Genomic DNA, 18,411 nt, shown 5'->3' with positions numbered 1-18,411 from the left:
GGGGCAAGTGGCCGGACCTGAACAGCCGTTGCGCTCAGGCGGCGAGCCGGGATACCTGGCCAGTGGATTTCTGCGCTGCGGCGGGAAGACCGCGCCCGGCCAGGTGTGCGACCGCAAGATGGGTGGCTCCAGGAGCAGCAGGAGTCGCAGAAGCCCGTACAACTACATCTGCAATGGCGCCGCAGGTCGCGGCTGCGGACGATGCGCGATCAGTGGCCCGCTCGTGGACGACGCCATCGAGAGGCTTCTCTTTCCCGACGGAGGCCGCGGGCCCGTGCGACTGCCGGAGTCCATTCGCGAGCGCTGGATGTCGGGTGCCATGGACCTTGCTGAGCGGCGCAAGGTGATCGCCTCGGTCTTCGAGTGCTTCGTGATCCGGCCGGGGGTGAAGGGAAACCGGGCCTGGGACTACTCACGTGTGACGCCGGTCCGGAAGTGGGCGGACCGAGTGTCGGCATCCGATCCTGCGGCTTGAGGGCCGGGTCACGGGATGGAGCGGGTCCATTCAGGCAGGATGGAGGTATGCCGAACCGCCTGGCCCATGAGACGTCTCCGTACCTCCTTCAGCACGCCGACAATCCGGTCGACTGGTGGCCTTGGTCGCCCGAGGCCTTTGAGGAGGCCCGGGAGCGGGGCGTTCCGGTGGTGTTGAGCGTCGGTTACTCAAGTTGCCACTGGTGCCATGTTTTCGCGGTCGAGAGCTTCGAGGACGAAGAAACCGCGGCATACATGAACGCGCACTTCGTCCCGGTGAAGGTCGACCGCGAGGAGCGGCCCGACGTCGACGCCGTCTACATGGAGGCGGTGCAGGCGGCGACCGGGCAGGGCGGCTGGCCGATGACCGTCTTCCTGACCGCCGACGCCGAGCCCTTCTACTTCGGTACGTACTTCCCGCCTGCGCCCCGTCACGGCATGCCGTCCTTCCGGCAGATCCTCGAAGGCGTCGTAGCCGCCTGGACCGAACGTCCCGACGAGGTCGCCGAGGTCGCCGGGCGCATCGTGCACGACCTGGCAGGCCGCTCGCTGGCGCACGGCGGGGAGGGACTGCCCGGCGAGCAGGAGCTCTCGCAGGCGCTGCTCGGGCTGACCAGGGATTACGACGAGAAGTACGCGGGCTTCGGCGGCGCCCCGAAGTTCCCGCCGTCCATGACGATCGAGTTCCTGCTGCGCCACCACGCCCGGACCGGTGCCGAGGGCGCCCTGCAGATGGCCGCCGACACCTGCGAGGCGATGGCCAGGGGCGGGATGTACGACCAGCTCGCCGGCGGCTTCGCCCGCTACTCGGTGGACCGGGAATGGGTCGTACCGCACTTCGAGAAGATGCTCTACGACAATGCGCTGCTCTGCCGGGTGTACGCGCATCTGTGGCGGGCGACGGGCTCCGGCCTGGCCCGGCGGGTCGCGCTGGAGACCGCCGACTTCATCGTGGGCGAACTGCGGACGACGGAGGGCGGGTTCGCCTCGGCGCTCGACGCCGACAGCGAGGACGGCGGCGGCAGCCACGCGGAAGGCGCGTTCTACGTGTGGACGCCCGCGCAGCTGCGCGAGGCGCTGGGAGAGCAGGACGCCACATTCGCCGCGGAGTACTTCGGGGTGACCGAGGCGGGCACCTTCGAGGAGGGTGCGTCCGTGCTCCAACTGCCGCGCACCGACGACGCGGTGGACCCGGACCGGGCCGCCGACGTGCGGGCCCGGCTGCTCGCGGCGCGCGAGGAGCGGGCGCGTCCCGGGCGGGACGACAAGGTGGTGGCGGCCTGGAACGGTCTGGCGATCGCCGCGCTCGCCGAGACCGGGGCGTATTTCGACCGGCCCGACCTGATCGAACGCGCCACCGAGGCGGCGGACCTGCTGGTCCGGGTCCACATGGGCGACAACGCCCGTCTGTCGCGGACGTCCAGGGACGGCCGGGCGGGTGACAACGCCGGGGTCCTGGAGGACTACGGCGATGTCGCGGAGGGTTTCCTCGCGCTGGCCGCCGTCACCGGCGAGGGTGTCTGGCTGGAGTTCGCCGGCTTCCTGCTCGACATCGTGCTGCAGCACTTCACCGGCGAGGGCGGGCAGCTGTACGACACGGCGGACGACGCCGAGCAGCTGATCCGCCGCCCGCAGGACCCCACCGACAGTGCGACTCCGGCGGGCTGGACGGCGGCGGCCGGAGCGCTGCTCTCGTACGCCGCGCACACCGGATCCGAGGCCCATCGCGCGGCCGCGGAAAGTGCGCTGGGGGTGGTGAAGGCGCTCGGGCCACGTGTTCCACGGTTCATCGGGTGGGGGCTCGCGGTTGCCGAGGCGCTGCTCGACGGCCCGCGCGAGGTGGCGGTCTCCGGCCCGGTCGGCGGCGGACTGCACCGTGCGGCACTGCTGGGGCGGGCGCCGGGGGCGGTGGTCGCGGCGGGCGAGACCGGTGGCGCGGAGTTTCCGCTGCTGGTGGACCGGCCGATGGTGGGCGGGGCGCCGACGGCGTACGTCTGCCGGCACTTTGTGTGCGACGCGCCGACCACGGATGCGGGGGAGCTGGCACGGAAGCTCGGGGGGTGACCCCGGGAGGAGCCCGGTCGGCGCTGCGTCCGCGGTCCCCACCCACCGGGGCCGACGGTCCGGCGCACCGCTTGCGTCAGAGCGTCAGGCCGCCCTCGAGTGTGTCCATGGCCCGGTTGACCGTCGCTATCAGGTCGCCCTTCTGGTCGTGCTCGCCCCAGTACAACGTCGCCTCGCGCAGCGCCCCCAGCACCGCGGCGACGAACACCCGGACCTCCAGGTCGTCGGCGCTGCGGCCGCTGCGGTCGGCGAGTACCCGGGCCAGGACCTTCGCCGTGTCCGACATGGTCTCGGATATGCGTGCCCGGACTGCGGGGACCTCCACCATCAGCCGGGTGCGTCGGCGCAGTTCCTCCTCCTCGGTGGCGAGGAACGCCGTCAGCGCCTCCGTCATGATGAACCGCAGCGATTCCAGCGGCGGCTCGTCCGCGGGACGGTTCCGCATCTCCGCTTCCATGACGGGGTCGTACTCGTCGGTGAGGACGATGTCCTCCTTGGTCGCGAAGTACCGGAACACCGTGCTCGGTGACACCTCCGCCGCCTCGGCGATCTGCTCGATCGTCGTCGCTTCGTACCCCTGTTCGGCGATCAGCCGGTACGTGGCGCTGCGGATCGCCACCCGGGTCTTGAGCTTCTTGCGCTCGCGCAGCCCCGGCCGGGCCTGCGCCTCGACGGGCGTGGCGGAGGAGGTGCGGGAGGTGGCGGCCATGGTTGCCATTCTCATGCATCGACGGATTCGGCGGCCACGTCGGCGTCCCGGTCCGCGTCGGGCCGGCGTCCGTCGGCAGTGCCCCCGCCGGTGGCGCGGTCACCGGCGGCGCGGCGCCGATGGTCCGTCGATGCGGTGGGCGCCGGGCGACGGTGCCTTGCCATGCAAAAGGGCCGCGGCTCGGATGCCGCGGCCCTTGGGGGTGGGGAGGGGGTTCGCTCAGGCGTGGTTGTACGCCACCAGCGAGATGCCGACGTAATGCACGGTGAAGGCCGCCAGGGTCAGTGAGTGGAAGACCTCGTGGAAGCCGAACCACCGCGGTGACGGGTTGGGTCGCTTGATCCCGTAGATGACGCCGCCCGCGCTGTAGAGCAGGCCGCCGACGACGACCAGGACCAGGACCGCGATCCCGCCGGTGCGCATGAAATCGGGCAGGAAGAAGACCGCCGCCCAGCCCATCGCTATGTAGCAGGGGGTGTACAGCCAGCGGGGGGCGCCGACCCAGAACACCCGGAAGGCGATGCCGGCGGCGGCTGCCGCCCAGACCGCCCAGAGCAGCGGACGCCCGGTCGATTCCGGGAGCAGCAGCAGGGTAAGCGGCGTGTACGTGCCCGCGATGATCAGGAAGATGTTGGCGTGGTCCAGCCGGCGCAGCACCGCCTCGCCGCGCGGACCCCAGGTGCCGCGGTGGTAGACCGCGCTCACGCCGAAGAGCAGGCATGCGGTCACGATGTAGATGCCGCAGGCGATCCGGCCGCGGATACTGTCCGTGAGCGCAATCAGAACAATCCCCGCGATCAGTACCGCGGGGAACATTCCGGCATGCAGCCAGCCGCGCATGCGCGGCTTCACCGGGCCCGGCGCCGATTCGGCCGGGCCCGGCTCGGCTGGTTCGACCTCGGCTGGTTCGGGCGCGGCGGCGGCAGCAGTCATGACCGCATGCTACCTACGCCACCGTAGGTTGCGGACGTGAGTGGCGATGCTCACGTGGGCACTCCTCTGGACATATGGGCGAATCGGTCGGATGATCAAATGAGTATGGTCGGCACCGGATGAGCGGCTACGAAGCATCCGGGTCGCAGCCCCCACGGGGCAACTGCCCAAAGACACCCTCAACAAGGAGCGATCGTGGCGCGCGACATCGCGGCTCCCCTCACTGTTCCCACCCGTCACCAGGAGCTGGCCTCCTGGGTGAACGAGATCGCAGCCATCACCGAGCCGGACCGTGTGGTCTGGTGCGACGGTTCCGAAGCCGAGTACGAGCGCCTGTGCGGGGAGCTCGTGGCCAAGGGCACGTTCACCAAGCTCGATGAGATCAAGCGCCCGAACTCGTACTACGCCGCCTCCGACCCGAGCGATGTCGCCCGCGTCGAGGACCGCACCTTCATCTGCTCCGAGAAGGAGGAGGACGCGGGCCCGACGAACCACTGGAAGGCCCCCGCCGAGATGCGGGAGATCTTCACCGGTGAGAAGGGTGTCTTCCGCGGCTCCATGCGGGGTCGCACGATGTACGTCGTGCCGTTCTGCATGGGCCCCGTCGGCTCCCCGCTGTCCGCGATCGGCGTCGAGATCACCGACTCCGCGTACGTCGCCGTCTCGATGCGCACCATGACGCGCATGGGCCAGGCCGTCCTCGACGAGCTCGGCACGGACGGCTTCTTCGTCAAGGCGGTCCACACGCTGGGCGCGCCCCTGGAGGAGGGCCAGGAGGACGTTCCGTGGCCGTGCAACTCCACCAAGTACATCTCGCACTTCCCCGAGGACCGCGAGATCTGGTCGTACGGCTCCGGCTACGGCGGCAACGCCCTGCTCGGCAAGAAGTGCTACGCGCTCCGCATCGCCTCGGTCATGGCCCGCGACGAGGGCTGGCTCGCCGAGCACATGCTGATCCTCAAGCTCACGCCGCCGCGGGGTGAGTCGAAGTACGTCGCCGCCGCGTTCCCGAGCGCCTGCGGCAAGACCAACCTCGCCATGCTGGAGCCCACGATCTCCGGCTGGACCGTCGAGACGATCGGCGACGACATCGCCTGGATGCGGTTCGGTGAGGACGGCCGTCTCTACGCGATCAACCCCGAGGCCGGATTCTTCGGTGTCGCCCCGGGTACCGGCGAGCACACCAACGCCAACGCCATGAAGACGATGTGGGGCAACTCCGTCTTCACGAACGTCGCGCTCACCGACGACGGCGACGTGTGGTGGGAGGGCATGACCGAGGAGCTTCCCGCGCACCTCACGGACTGGAAGGGCAACGACTGGACCCCCGAGTCCGAAACGCCCGCCGCCCACCCCAACGCCCGCTTCACCGTCCCGGCCGGCCAGTGCCCGATCATCGCGCCCGAGTGGGAGGACCCGAAGGGTGTGCCGATCTCGGCCATCCTCTTCGGTGGCCGCCGCGCCTCGGCCGTGCCGCTGGTCACCGAGTCCTTCGACTGGCAGCACGGTGTCTTCCTCGGTGCCAACGTGGCCTCCGAGAAGACCGCCGCCGCGGAGGGCAAGGTCGGCGAGCTGCGCCGCGACCCGTTCGCCATGCTGCCGTTCTGCGGCTACAACATGGGCGACTACATGAACCACTGGGTCAAGGTCGGCGCCGACAAGGACCAGGCGAAGCTCCCGAAGATCTACTACGTGAACTGGTTCCGCAAGAACGACGCGGGCAAGTTCGTGTGGCCGGGCTTCGGCGAGAACAGCCGTGTTCTGAAGTGGATCGTCGAGCGCCTGGAGGGCACGGCCGAGGGCGTCGAGACGCCGATCGGCATCCTGCCCGCCAAGGGCGCCCTGGACACCGAGGGCCTGGACCTCTCCGAGTCCGACCTGGACTTCCTGCTCACGGTCGACAAGGAGGTCTGGCGCGAGGAGGCGGCGCTGGTCCCCGAGCACCTCAACACCTTTGGTGACCACACGCCGAAGGAACTGTGGGACGAGTACCGCGCGCTGGTCCAGCGCCTGGGCTGATGCTCCCGGGCGGCGCCTTCGAGGCGTCGCCCACCCGGGCGTACTCCTGGAGCGCGCCCCTTCGATCCCCGCGGCCGGGTCTTCCGACATCCGCCCTGACCTGTGGGGTCAACAGCCCGCCGCGGAACGGCCCCCGGAATCCCCTTACGGTTCCGGGGGCCGCCCTTTCCCGCCCCTTTTTATAGAGAACATCCGCACATCGCCGCAGGGTTGCACACGAGACCTTCACATGGCTTTGATGCCCCTTCACATCGCCTTCGGTCGAGCCGTCCGGAGGCCGACCGGGCCTGTGGGGGACTCGGTGACGTGCACGGTGAGTTACGCCGGCGACGCTCTGCACACGGACTCGACGGCGTCGGCGACGGTGCGCGTCCGACGGGGCTCAGTCGGACCGACCCCGGTCCTCCAGGTATCGCGTGTGCGTCCGCTGTCGGCGCGCCTCGGCCTCCCGCAACCCCGCGACCAGCGACTCCGCCTCCCGGTGCAGCAGCGACAGCTGCTGTTCGAGGTGACGTTCGGGCGGCTCGGTGCCCGGTGCGATCCGCGTCCACCAGCGGGTCCGCAGATACGTGTCCACGGACTCCGGGATGTCCTGGTGCACGGCGCGCGACAGGGCGTGGATGCCTTCCGGGTCGGTGGCGAGGGCCTCGCAGACCCAGCCGGGTGCGAGCAGCCCCGCCAGCAGCTCCGTCAGCTCGACGAGCCGCCCGGACGCGGCGGGCGGCAGCTCGACCTCGTCCAGATACGCCCGCAGAGTCACGAAGTCGGCCCGCAACGAATCCAGTTGGGACGACGGGTCGGGGAAGTCCGGGGCGGACGGCCGCTCGGGCGGGGCGATCAGCGCACCCGCGCCGTACAGCCCGACGATCACCACCGGCCAGTACGCCCCCGCGAGCCCGGTGAAGGTGAGGGCGAGCCCGGCGATCCCGCAGGCGCTCCCGGTGAGGTTCTTGCGCGACTCGATGTACGCCAGGAGCCGGCCCGGCGCTCTACTGGTAGCCACGGATCTCCTCGAACGCCCCGTCCAGAGAGCCCGGCCCCTGGTCCTTCGTCGCGTCGAAGAGCCGGCCTCCGGTCAGGGAGGCGATCGCGTCCAGCTCCGCACGGTCCGAGTCGCCGAAGACGACCGGGAAGACGGGGGTGACGCGGCGCGCAGCCGGGAGCGAACGGTAGAAGCCGGCGAAGTCGTCGGCCGAGTCGCCGGTCGTGTTCTCGCCGTCCGTCATCAGGACGATCGAGGTGAACGCGGACCCGGTGTCCGGACCCAGCCGGTCGTAGGCGGACTCCAGACTCGAAAAGATCGCCGTCTCGCCGCTCGCGGTCAGGGCGGCGGTGTCCGCCTCGATCGCCGCAAGCCCCGCCCGCGGATCGGCGGGATCGACCGTATGTGTGCGCGCCCGCTTCACCGACGACCCGAACGGCAGCAGTGTGACCTCCTCGCGCTCCCGGAAGTCCCCGGTCAGCCCGGTCAGCGCCGCCTTCAGCCTCCGCAGCCGCTCGCCCTTCATCGACCCGGACGTGTCCAGGACGTACACGGTCCGCGAGGGCCGCCGGAGCTTGTTCTCGTAACTGTCGACCAGTCCGTCCGCGACGGACCGAGAGCCGGGGAAGGGCAGTTCACGGCGCGCCTCGGCGGCCAGCGGCGCCGCGGGCCGCACGGACGTGACGACCGGGCGGCGGAACGTCTCCCGGGTCAGCTGCCGTTGCACGGCGGGGGAGCGGAGGTACGAGGTCAGGGCGCGCACCGAGTCCTTCGCTTCCGGCGAGGCGGCGGAGAGCAGGCTCAGCGGGTAGTCCGCCGTCACCACACCGTCGCGCGGGCGGATCACCGTCAGCCCGGTACGACTGCCCCGGCTCAGGGAGAGCAGCACGGACTCGTAATTGATCAGCGCGTCGACCGTGCCCCGCCGGGCGTACGCGGTGGCCAGCCAGCCGGACGATCCGGAGGTCAGCCGCTGCCCGCCGAAGAACTCCTCCATCATTCCGCTCGCCTTGCGGACATCGGCGTCGGTCAGCGCGGACTGGGCGCCCGACAGCGCCGAAGCGACCGAAACGAGCGCGGCGAAACCGGAGTTGGACCGCGCCGGATCCGTCATTCCGTACGTCAGCTCCCCGTCGGCCACCGCCCGGTGCACCTGCGACCAGGTGACGCGCGACGGGTCCCAGCCCAGCCGCTTCACCACTGCCGGCTTGACGCCGATGGCGACCGGCGACGCCATCAGCGGCGTCTCGGACGTGACCCGCTTCGCCGCCTCCGGGTGGAGCCGCAGATAGTCGTTGGACGACAGCCACACCGCGTCGTACGCCCCGTCCGCCTTCCCGGAGCCGAGCTGCTGGACGGCGTCGAGCGTCCCGGTCCAGGTGGGCCGCACAGTGATCCCGGTGGCCTTCCGCGCCTGCTCCAACAGCGGCTTCATATCGGCCAGTTCACTGGATGCCAGCACCCGCAGCGTGCCGGCCCGCGGAGCACCGTCGTCCTTCTTCCCGGACGCCGCGGGACCGTCCGCCGCGGAACACGCGGCGACCGGCACGAGTACCGCGGCGGCCAGGAGTGCGGCGAGCCTGCGCGACACCCGACGGCGCAGCCTTCTGAACCGGCCCTTCATCCGAGACCGCCGCCCTCAAGGGCCCCCGCCGTCCGGCTGCGCTCCAAGTGGGTCCCGACCTGCTGGAGTTCGGCCGTCAACGACTCGACCGTCGCCGCCATGGATTCGGTCGCCTGCACCTTGTACGTGTCGATCGCGTCCAGCGTCCGGTAGATCTGCTGGAACGCAGTCCGCAGTGTCTCCGCGCCCACCGCCGGGTCCGCGGCGATCCGCTGGATCTCCCCGCTCTGGGTGGCGAGCATCTCCGCATTGCCGCGGATCAGATCCTCCGTCGTGGAGCGCAGCACCTGCACCTGTTCGGTCACCTTGCGCTGGCTCTCCAGCGCCGATGCCAGCATCACGGCGATCCGCAGCGCGGAGACGGTCGTGGTCGCGGCGCGGTCGACGCCCCTGATCAGCTCCTCGTTGTTGCGGCGTACGACATCCATCGCCAGGTGCCCCTGCGCGCAGACCGCGAGCTGGGTGAGCAGATCCTGGTGCTTCTGCCGTACGGGGAACAGCACATCGGCCCGCAGGGCGTCCGCCTGCACGGGGTCGGCGGCCTCCGTCGCCCGGATGCGCTCCTCGACCGCGCCGTCCAGGGCCTCGGTGAGGACCACGTACTCCTGGAGCTTGCCCATTGTCTCCCAGAGCCGGGTGCGCTCGGTGTGCAGGGCAGCGTTGTCGCGGCGCAGTTCGTCCTGGCCACCGCGGAGCGAGCCCACGATCCCGTTCAGGGTGGACTGCGCGGAGGCGTATTTCGCGACATGATCGCGCAGCCTGTTGCCGCCGGGCAGCTTCGCCAGCAGCCGGCGGGCGCCGCGACCGGGGGTGTCACGCGGGTCGAGGTCCTCGACGGTGCGGCGCAGCTCGACGAGGGAGGCACCGACCCTCGACCGGGCGTCACCGTCCCCCGACCCGGCCGAGAGCTCACGGACCGTACGGTCCAGCATCCGGTTGGACTGCTGGGCGGCGCTTCGGATGTCGCCCTGCCCGAGGGCGGCGATCTCCCCGATCCTGGTGGTGAACTCGGGCGAGCGGGCATCGAGCCCGGCGAGGCCTGCGACGTACTCGGTGGCGCGTCGCGTCATCTCCGTGCGCACTGAGTCCTCGACCGGGACGAGACCGGCGGCCTGCTCGGTACGGACGGGGGCGACGGGCTCGGGCGGGGTGAGGACGAGCGGCTGAGGCTCGGTTTCGGTCATGGGTGAGGTCTCCCGGAAGGCGTGTGTCATCAGCCGCGGGTCCGGCGGGCCATCGCGCGCAGCACCGTTGCGGTGGGCACGGGCGCCTGGCGGATCCCGGTCAGCTGTTGGTCGATGTAGTCGGTGTGGCCGCCGGTCGCGGCGGTGAACTCGGCTGCCGCGCCCTGAGGGCGGAAGCCGTGCCGCACGGCCAGCCTGCGCAGCCCGGGGTCGGCGGAGAGCAGCTCGCCGAGCTGCCGGCCCGAGGCGGTCAGAGGTACGAGGGTGTGATCGCTGGAGACGGTGGTGTCCGGGTAGAGGACGACCAGGTCCCCGAGCTCCTGTTGCTGCTTCTGCATCAGCAGCGAGGTGACCTGCGACTCGTACACCAGGACCAGCGGATTGCCGACTCCGCTGATGAAGTCCCGGAACGGCGCGTCACTGCTGGTCTGCTGCGCACCCTGCACCTGGATCAGCTTCTTCAGCAGCGGCGCGGTGCGGTCGATCGCGGCGTCGTCGGCGGCGACCCGGCCGCCGTCGGCGACGTACGAGGCGGCGGCGAGGTAGAGGGCGCCGGAGTTGGATGCGACGGGATCGGTGCTCGTGATGAACAACGTCCCGGTCAGCTCGGCGTGTTCGTCCGCGCCCTCCAGCTGCTGCCAGGTCCGGTCCGCCTTCGCGGCCTTCAGATACGGGGCCATGTGCAGCTTCCCGCTGGACCTGCCGCTCAGCGTCGCCAGCCCGTTGTCCGCCAGCACCTGAGCGGCGCCGCGGTGCGCGACGACGACGAGCGGCGAGTAGAAGGGCCTGAGCGGGCCGCCCTTGACGGGGGACTTGCGCTGCAGCTCATCGGCCGGTGCCTTCGAGCCGGGAAAGGCGAAGTCGTACCCCTTCAGGGGAAGTCGGTCCATGGCCCAGGACCCGGACGTCTCCACCTTCACGGTGAATCCCTTGGCAGCAAGGGCCTTCACCACATCGGGATCGGCGAAGAACTCCGCCTTCTCCGACCCGATCACTCCACGCACGGTCTTCGTTGCCGTGCTCGTGTCCTTGCTGTCGCGGCCTGCTACGACGGCTACTGCCACTCCGCCGATCAGCAGCACCGCCAGGACGATTCCCACGATGCGTCTCACGGAGGCAGCCTGCTCGCGGAAGTCTAAATTCCAGGTCGAGTTGAGTGGACGTCAGGTGACGTGCGTATCCCAGTACGTAACGGGAGCGGCCGATTCTCTCCGGCAACCCGGTCGCAGGTGGGACTTGGGCTGCGCCGCACGGCGCACGCACGTGTGCCGTGCCCGGACGAACCCGGGCACGGCACACTTCAGAGGGATCCCAACGAGGTCAGGACCGCTACTGGCTCTTCGAGAGTCCCTTCTCGGCTGCGTCCATGCCCGGCCCCATCGCCCCGTTGGCGGCGAGGCTTTCCATCAGCTGGTCCATCAGGCTGGACTGCTCGCTCGGGTTCAGTGGTTCGTCGTTCCCGAACGGCTCGCTGGGGGCGAAAGTCGGCGCGTTCGGCAGAGTCGTTACTTCCCTCCACTGCGAACCTGCGGCGGGGCACACGAGAGTTTGCCCGTTGGCGGCGCAGTGCAGGGTGTAGACGTCACCATCCGTGGTGATGATCTTGTAGAAGACGTCACTTCCGTTGGCGTCGACCGAGATGCCGCAGACGGGGAAGTCCGTGGGGAAGCCTGTGATTGTGCTCAGGTCGCCCCAGCCTGCGGTGTTCGCCGGTCCGAAGGTGATGTTTTGATTCTCCGGGCCCGAGCCGGTTACGAGGTGGCGCCTACCGTAGAACGCCTTCCCGTTGAAGAGTGCGCCGAGGAATTGCTCCTCGCCGTTGGGCTGCGTCGAGGTGACAGTGATGCACGGCCCGGTCCCACCGGTGGCTCCCGTGGCGCCGGTCGCACCGGTGGCTCCGGTGGGTCCGGTGGCTCCGGTGCGTCCCGTGGCTCCGGTGGGTCCGGTCGGTCCCGTGCGTCCCGTGGCTCCGGTCGGTCCCGTGGCTCCGGTGCGTCCCGTGGCTCCGGTCGGTCCCGTGGGTCCGGTCTGTCCGGTCGGTCCGGTCGGTCCGGTGGCGCCGGTGGCTCCGTTCTCGCCGGTCGGTCCCGTGGGTCCGGTCGGTCCGGTCGGTCCGGTGGCTCCGGTGGCTCCGTTCTGACCCGTGGCTCCGGTCGGTCCCGTGGCTCCGGTGCGTCCCGTGGCTCCGGTGCGTCCCGTGGCCCCGGTGGCGCCGGTGCGTCCCGTGGCTCCGGTGCGTCCCGTGGCCCCGGTCGGTCCCGTGGGTCCGGTCGGTCCGGTGGCGCCGGTGGCTCCGTTCTCGCCGTTCTCACCCGTGGCTCCGGTCGCTCCCGTCGGCCCGGTGGGGCCGGTGGGGCCGGTGGGGCCGGTGGGCCCGCGCTTGCCCTTCTCCTTGCACTTGTCCCTGTCGTGCTTGTTCTTCTTGTGATCGCAGCACTCGTCCTTGTCATGCTTATTCTTCTGGCGCTCGCACTTGTCGCCGCCCATAAGCACAGACCGGTTCATCTCGCCCGGAGAGAAGGCGTTCTGGGCGGACGCCACAGCAGGGCTGGAAAAGCCCAGCATGACGAGGCTCAGCGTTGCCATCGCACCGCTGGCCATCCACCTGCGACCGCGGGGCACCGGGCCCAGACGTGAGGGGGTCCTGGTCTCAGGACTCATGAATTTGCTCCTTGGGGAACCGAATGGAGTGGTCTCGACGAGGCATGCAGAGCCTCTGACGCAACATTCGGGTGCATGTGCAAGAAAGTGGGCGAGACACACCAGACGTTCAGGCGATCGGCAGAGTGAGGAAGGGGGCCGAAAGAGGATGGGCCTCGAAGTGTTGGGCCATGCAGCCCCATAGTGGTTTCAGTTCCGAGTGTGTGTCGGTGCAGCCGACACGCAGACGGATGGATACGCTCTGCATGCTTCATCAGCCCCCACTCGCCAAATCGAGGCTCGAATGTCCGTCAGGGATTTTCAAGGAAAAATGAATTTCTCCACCAGGGCCAGGAAACGTGTGGTCAAGGTGGCGGCGGTCGCGCTCGCCGTAGCCGCGACATGTTCAGGACTGACATGGGCGGCGGTCTCCCTGACGGGAAACAGCGTCGATGCGAAGCCGCCGGTCGCGTGCTCATACAACCTCACCAATGGTGCCAAGACCGTGGGAATTCCCACCTTCGACGCCCAGGAGGCGGCTCGGCCATACACGGCAGAAGTGGTGACCAACCGGGGAACCATCACCTTTGAGGCCCTGACCGACAAGGCGCCCTGCACCACCAACTCCTTCTCCTTCCTGGCACGGAAGGGGTACTACGACGGCAGCAGGTGTCACCGCGTCACGACCCGAGGGATTTTCGTATTGGACTGCGGTGACCCCAAGGGGGAAGGTACGGCCGATCCGGGCTATTTCTTCCAGGACGAGAATCTGGACGGAGCCGAATATCCGGCCGGAACCGTGGCGATGTCCAAGGCGGTTCCCGGCAGGAACGGCAGTCAGTTCTTCATCAGTTATGCCGATCCTGATTTTTCCATGCCGTCCGAGTGGACTCCCTTCGGGAAAGTCCTGAGCGGATTGGACGTACTGAAGGAGATCGCCAGGAACGGGACGCAGGACGGATCCTCCGACGGAAGGCCGAAGAAGGCTGTCGTCATCAAGTCGGTAACGGTGCGACAGGCATCGGTCAATGCCCCTCGCGAGAAGCGCGGGTGACTCCACCACGCCCCAGGTGTGCCGCTGTTCGGATTATTCTGCGCGCGCACATGGCGGCTCAGAGCCAGGCCGTGAAGGCTGCTGGCATCTTGAGGTCCTCAGGGTCAGTTTCCGGAAGGGATAAGTCATGCATGCCCCACCCACCGACAGCGCCACGCTCCCGGTACAACAAAAATCAAGTGTGGATGAAGGGCCGGTGGTCGCGCCGTCTCGGGGGAGCCGCTCCGACATCCCGTGGTGGATCTGGACGCTGGCGGGAGCACTGTTCTTCACATACGCGACATTGTCCTTGCGTATCCATCAACGCATGCTCTCCCACAGTTTCGACCTGGGAATCTTCGAGCAGATCGTCCGCTCCTACGCGCATGGGCACCTGCCCGTCTCCGAAATCAAGGGGCCGGACTTTCCCATCCTGGGGGACCATTTCTCTCCCATTCTGGCCCTGGTAGCACCTGTCTACCGGCTGTGGCCTTCGCCGATGGCCCTGCTCGTGGTGCAGGCGGCGCTGATCGCCGCGAGCGTTGTGCCCCTGACTCTCTGGGCGCGCCGAGCGCTGGGCTCCCCCGCCGCTGCGGTCATCGGGGTCTGCTACGGCCTCTCCTGGGGTCTCGCGAGCGGGGTCGGCTCCGACTTCCACGAGTGGGCCTTCGCCGTTCCCCTTCTCGCGTGCTCACTCACCGCTCTTGCGACGGGCCGGATGCGTGCCGCGGTCTGGTGGGCTCTGCCCCTGCTGCTGGTGAAGGAGGACCTCGGGCTCACCGTGGTCGTGATCGGCCTCGTCATCGCCCGGCGTGGCGACCGCAAGCTCGGGATCACAACCGCCGCAGTCGGTCTGGCCGGGGCGCTGCTGGCGACGATGGTCATCCTGCCGGCCTTCAGCCCGAGCGGGTCCTACGACTACTGGCACTGGTTGAACGGCTCGGAAGGCAGTGAGGGCGGGCTGACGGATCTGCTGTACAAGAGCACGATCGGTCTCATCACCCCCGAGGTCAAGATCTCGACGCTCCTGCTCGTACTGGCCCCGACCCTGTTCCTGGCCCTGCGGTCCCCGTTGATGTGGATCGCGGTGCCGACCCTGTTGTGGCGGGCCGCCTCGGAGCTCAGCACCCACTGGGGCACCGCCTACCACTATTCGCTCGTGCTGATGCCGATCGTCTTCGCGGCCTTCATCGACGCCTTGATCCGACGGAACCCGAGCAGAAGCAGCCTGCGCCGATACCTCGCGGGCTCCGCTGCGATCACACTCCTGGTCCTTCCGCAGTATCCGTTCTGGCAGTTGGTCCAGTCGGCCACCTGGCGGGACGACCCCCGCATCGCTGTCGCCCACCGTCTGATGGACCGGATTCCTGACGGCGCCACGGTGCAGGCATCCAATCTGCTCGTGCCCCAGCTCACGAACCGTACGAGTGCCAGCCTCTACGGCTGGCCCGACAGCCGCCCGAATCCTCAGTGGATCATGGTGGACACCAGGGTGCCGCTCAATGAGCGCTGGCCGCAGAACGTCCTTCAGGAACAGCAGACCCTGGGCATTGCGCGGGCACAGGGTTATCTCACCGTGAGCAGTGAACAGGGCTTCGTACTGCTCAAGCGTCCGAGCTGACGTCGTGTCGTCGGTCTTCTGTCTCACCGAGTTGGAGGTGACCCGTGAAATCAACGGTCTGCCTGAACATGATCGTCAAGAACGAGGCCCCGGTCATCAGGCGCTGCCTCGAATCCGTGCGCCCTTTGATCGACACGTGGGTCATTCTGGACACGGGCTCGACCGACGGCACCCAGGACGTCATCCGTGACGTCTTCAGTGACCTGCCCGGCGCCCTGCACGAAAGTCCCTGGAAGGGATACGACGGGAGCCGCAGCGAGGCGATCGACCTGGCGCGCGCCGAAGCGGACTATCTGCTGTTCATCGACGCCGATGACGAGATGGAGGTGGAGCCCGGCTTTCGCATGCCGGAGCTGACCCACGACGCCTACCAAGTCGCGCTGCACGACGGACCCATCACCCACTGGCGCCTCGCTATGGTCTCAACCCGGTTGCCCTGGCGCTACGTCGGCGTCCTGCACGAGTACATCGACTGCGGAACGCCGTACACCTTCGGGACGTTCAAAGGCGCCAACATCCTCTCGGTGGGAGGCGGCGCACGCCTGAGAGGAGAAGGGCAGCGGAAGAAGTACCTGCGCGACGCCAAGGTCCTTCAGCAAGGCCTGATCAAGGAACCCGACAACGCCCGCTACGTCTTCTACCTCGCCCAGAGCTGGCGCGATGCCGGAGAACCGAAGAAGTCACTCGCCGTCTACGACCGCCGGGCAGGCATGGGCGGCTTCGCGGAGGAAGTCTTCTGCTCCCACCTCTACGCCGCACGGCTTGCGGTAGAACTGGGCAGGCCGCCGGCCGAGGTGATCGACCGCTACCTCCGCGCGCACGAAAGCCGTCCTTCTCGCGCCGAAGCAATCGGTGAACTCGCGCGCTACTGCCGCACGAACGGCCAGCGTTGGCCACTTGCGCACATGTTCGCGCAGCAAGCAGCGCAGATCCCTTACCCGGAAGACATTCTGTTCGTCGAGTTCGAGTGGTACGACTGGTGCTCGCTCGACGAACTCGCCGTAGCCGCTTACTGGACCGGAAACTATGAGGAGTCGGAGCGCTGCAGTGAACGCCTCCTCAAGAGTGGCAAGGTGCCCCCCGAGCACCACGACCGCGTGGTCGGCAACCTCGAGTTCGCCCGGCAGAAGCTGGGTTCGAGGGAACTCGTGAACCCCTGACCGGGGTCGGCGCCACCGCGGGGCCCGGCCGGGAGAGTCTTCGCGTCGCAGGCCGGTGTCCGCGGACGGGCCGGTGGCCGGTCGGGACGGCCTGGTGCGGCACACGAATGGCACCCGGTCCGCGCGCCTCCCCGGCCCGCGGACCGGGGCCGTCAGGGGGTGCCGACCAGCTCGGCGTCGCGCAGGGCGGCGGTGTGTGCGTCCATGCGCTCGGCGGCGAGAATCGCGGCGACGGTGTCCGCGCGGGACGCGGCGACGACGAGCGCGCGGCCGGCCAGGGCGAGCGCCCGGTGGTGCAGTGCGGAGGGGGCGGCCCGGGTCAGCGCGGCGTGCCGCGCCGGTGGCGCCCCGCGCAGCCGGGCCACCTGCTCGGCAATGCGATCGCCCTGCCGGCCGAGCCCCAGCTCGTCGGTGACGGCGAGCAGGGCGGCCAGATGCCCGGCGAGCTGGATGTCCAGCTCCTCCTCGCGGGTGCGGTGGGGGTACTGCGCCGTGTCGGCCATCGAGTGGACCGACTTGGTGCGGATCGGTTCGTACATGGGGACGGCCTCCTGCTCACGGTCAGGAGACCATCCTACATTGGATTCAGTCTAAAGTTGAGCGGTGTCGGGATTTGGCTGCGTCAGGGCTGTCCGTACCCGTCCAGGAACGCGCCGATCCTGGTCACCGCGTCCGTCAGATCCTTGGCCGACGGCAGCGTCACGATCCGGAAGTGATCGGGCTCCGGCCAGTTGAACCCCGTACCCTGCACCACCATGATCTTCTCGGCCCGCAGCAGGTCGAGGACCATCTGCCGGTCGTCCTTGATCTTGTATACCGCGGGGTCGAGCCGCGGGAAGAGGTACAGCGCCCCCTTCGGCTTCACGCAGGTGACGCCCGGGATCTGCGTCAGCAGGTCGTACGCGACATCCCGCTGCTCCAGGATCCGTCCGCCCGGCAGCACCAGGTCGTCGATCGACTGCCGCCCGCCGAGCGCCGCGGCCACCGCGTGCTGCGACGGCATATTGGCGCAGAGCCGCATATTGGCGAGGATCGTGAGCCCTTCGATGTACGAGGCGGCGTGCCCCTTCGGGCCGCAGACCGCCAGCCACCCGGACCGGTAACCCGCCACCCGGTAGTTCTTGGAGAGCCCGTTGAACGTGAGCACCAGCAGATCGGGCGCGATGGCCGCCGTCGGGGTGTGTGTCGCTCCGTCGTACAGGATCCGGTCGTAGATCTCGTCGGAGCAGACCACCAGGTCGTGGCGGCGGGCGATCTCCGTCAGCCCGCGCAGCATCTCGTCGTCGTAGACCGCACCCGTCGGATTGTTCGGGTTGATGATCACGATCGCCTTGGTGCGGTCCGTGATCTTCCGCTCGATGTCGGCGAGGTCCGGCATCCAGTCCGCCTGCTCGTCGCACCGGTAGTGCACGGCCGTGCCGCCGGCCAGCGACACGGAGGCGGTCCACAGCGGATAGTCCGGTGCGGGTACGAGCACCTCGTCGCCGTCGTCGAGCAGCGCCTGCATCGACATCTGGATCAGCTCGGAGACGCCGTTGCCCAGGTAGATGTCCTCGACGTCGAGCGGGATCCCCTTGGTCTGGTAGTGCTGCATCACCCCGCGGCGCGCGGACAGCAGCCCCTTCGCATCGCCGTAACCGTGCGCACCGGAGAGGTTGCGCAGTATGTCTTCGAGGATCTCGGGCGGGCACTCGAACCCGAACGCGGCGGGGTTGCCGGTGTTCAGCTTGAGGATGCGGTGACCGGCTGCTTCCAGCCGCATCGCCTCCTCGAGCACGGGGCCGCGGATCTCGTAACAGACATTGGCGAGCTTCGTGGACTGGATGACCTGCATGTCAGCGAGGATACGGTGGTGTTTCACAGGGTGCGCGAGGTTTGCCCGCGGGTTGACCCGCCCGGGGAACCCGGTCCGCGCACCCGGTCTTCCATCGCCATGCACCCGCCGTCCCCGACCGTGGGAACCGGGGC

Annotated in this window: 15 protein-coding genes; 6 read left to right on the top strand and 9 right to left on the bottom strand. The window is 68.9% G+C overall.

The window, feature by feature from the left end:
- Positions 1-7: 7 nt before the first annotated feature.
- Together ACFU6I_RS21085 and ACFU6I_RS21080 are read left to right on the top strand one after the other, a co-directional pair.
- A complete protein-coding gene (locus ACFU6I_RS21085) occupies positions 8-475 on the top strand; it encodes a recombinase zinc beta ribbon domain-containing protein (protein ID WP_384368851.1) in 468 nt (155 codons plus the stop codon).
- Between the two features lie 47 nt (positions 476-522).
- Positions 523-2,538: a thioredoxin domain-containing protein gene (locus ACFU6I_RS21080; protein WP_384368848.1), complete on the top strand. Its 2,016-nt coding sequence runs from the start codon at positions 523-525 to the stop codon at positions 2,536-2,538.
- Between the two features lie 76 nt (positions 2,539-2,614).
- On the opposite strand, the gene ACFU6I_RS21075 is transcribed toward ACFU6I_RS21080, so the two are convergent.
- Together ACFU6I_RS21075 and ACFU6I_RS21070 are read right to left on the bottom strand one after the other, a co-directional pair.
- Entirely contained in the window at positions 2,615-3,247 is a 633-nt protein-coding gene (locus tag ACFU6I_RS21075; protein WP_384368845.1) for a TetR/AcrR family transcriptional regulator, read from the bottom strand.
- 219 nt (positions 3,248-3,466) lie between these two features.
- Positions 3,467-4,180, bottom strand: coding sequence for a hemolysin III family protein (locus ACFU6I_RS21070; RefSeq protein WP_384368843.1), 714 nt, complete (start codon positions 4,178-4,180; stop codon positions 3,467-3,469).
- A gap of 195 nt (positions 4,181-4,375) precedes the next feature.
- On the opposite strand from ACFU6I_RS21070, the gene ACFU6I_RS21065 reads away from it, so the two are divergent.
- Positions 4,376-6,199, top strand: a complete 1,824-nt coding sequence (locus ACFU6I_RS21065; protein ID WP_345515216.1) for a phosphoenolpyruvate carboxykinase (GTP) — start codon at positions 4,376-4,378, stop codon at positions 6,197-6,199.
- Between the two features lie 382 nt (positions 6,200-6,581).
- Here ACFU6I_RS21065 and ACFU6I_RS21060 read toward each other — a convergent pair whose 3' ends face one another.
- The 5 genes from ACFU6I_RS21060 to ACFU6I_RS21040 form a co-directional block, all read right to left on the bottom strand.
- On the bottom strand, positions 6,582-7,202 hold the full coding sequence (locus ACFU6I_RS21060; protein ID WP_384368840.1) for a hypothetical protein: 621 nt from the start codon (positions 7,200-7,202) through the stop codon (positions 6,582-6,584).
- Positions 7,189-8,805 (bottom strand): substrate-binding domain-containing protein, encoded by a 1,617-nt coding sequence (locus tag ACFU6I_RS21055; RefSeq protein WP_384368837.1) that lies wholly within the window; start codon positions 8,803-8,805, stop codon positions 7,189-7,191. The genes ACFU6I_RS21060 and ACFU6I_RS21055 overlap by 14 nt, the downstream gene beginning before the upstream one ends.
- A complete protein-coding gene (locus ACFU6I_RS21050; protein ID WP_384368834.1) occupies positions 8,802-10,019 on the bottom strand; it encodes a toxic anion resistance protein in 1,218 nt (405 codons plus the stop codon). The genes ACFU6I_RS21055 and ACFU6I_RS21050 overlap by 4 nt, the downstream gene beginning before the upstream one ends.
- Positions 10,019-11,089, bottom strand: coding sequence for a hypothetical protein (locus ACFU6I_RS21045; RefSeq protein ID WP_384368900.1), 1,071 nt, complete (start codon positions 11,087-11,089; stop codon positions 10,019-10,021). The genes ACFU6I_RS21050 and ACFU6I_RS21045 overlap by 1 nt, the downstream gene beginning before the upstream one ends.
- A 229-nt stretch (positions 11,090-11,318) precedes the next feature.
- Entirely contained in the window at positions 11,319-12,650 is a 1,332-nt protein-coding gene (locus ACFU6I_RS21040; RefSeq protein ID WP_384368831.1) for a hypothetical protein, read from the bottom strand.
- Between the two features lie 310 nt (positions 12,651-12,960).
- Here ACFU6I_RS21040 and ACFU6I_RS21035 point away from each other — a divergent pair, with 310 nt between their 5' ends.
- The 3 genes from ACFU6I_RS21035 (at position 12,961) to ACFU6I_RS21025 (ending at position 16,443) form a co-directional block, all read left to right on the top strand.
- A complete protein-coding gene (locus ACFU6I_RS21035; RefSeq protein WP_384368828.1) occupies positions 12,961-13,683 on the top strand; it encodes a peptidylprolyl isomerase in 723 nt (240 codons plus the stop codon).
- Between the two features lie 307 nt (positions 13,684-13,990).
- Complete coding sequence (locus ACFU6I_RS21030) at positions 13,991-15,283, top strand: DUF2079 domain-containing protein (RefSeq protein WP_384368825.1); 1,293 nt, start codon at positions 13,991-13,993, stop codon at positions 15,281-15,283.
- Positions 15,284-15,351: 68 nt separating this feature from the next.
- A complete protein-coding gene (locus ACFU6I_RS21025; RefSeq protein ID WP_384368822.1) occupies positions 15,352-16,443 on the top strand; it encodes a glycosyltransferase in 1,092 nt (363 codons plus the stop codon).
- A 152-nt stretch (positions 16,444-16,595) separates the two neighbouring features.
- Here the strand turns inward: ACFU6I_RS21025 and ACFU6I_RS21020 are convergent, their stop codons facing one another.
- Positions 16,596-16,982, bottom strand: a complete 387-nt coding sequence (locus ACFU6I_RS21020; RefSeq protein WP_384368819.1) for a hypothetical protein — start codon at positions 16,980-16,982, stop codon at positions 16,596-16,598.
- An 83-nt stretch (positions 16,983-17,065) separates the two neighbouring features.
- Complete coding sequence (locus ACFU6I_RS21015) at positions 17,066-18,277, bottom strand: pyridoxal phosphate-dependent aminotransferase (RefSeq protein ID WP_384345270.1); 1,212 nt, start codon at positions 18,275-18,277, stop codon at positions 17,066-17,068.
- Positions 18,278-18,411 lie beyond the last annotated feature (134 nt).

It is taken from the genome of Streptomyces sp. NPDC057486 (assembly GCF_042802415.1).
Taxonomy (GTDB): Bacteria; Actinomycetota; Actinomycetes; order Streptomycetales; family Streptomycetaceae; genus Streptomyces; species Streptomyces yanii.
This window is presented reverse-complemented; position numbering and strand designations above follow the sequence as displayed.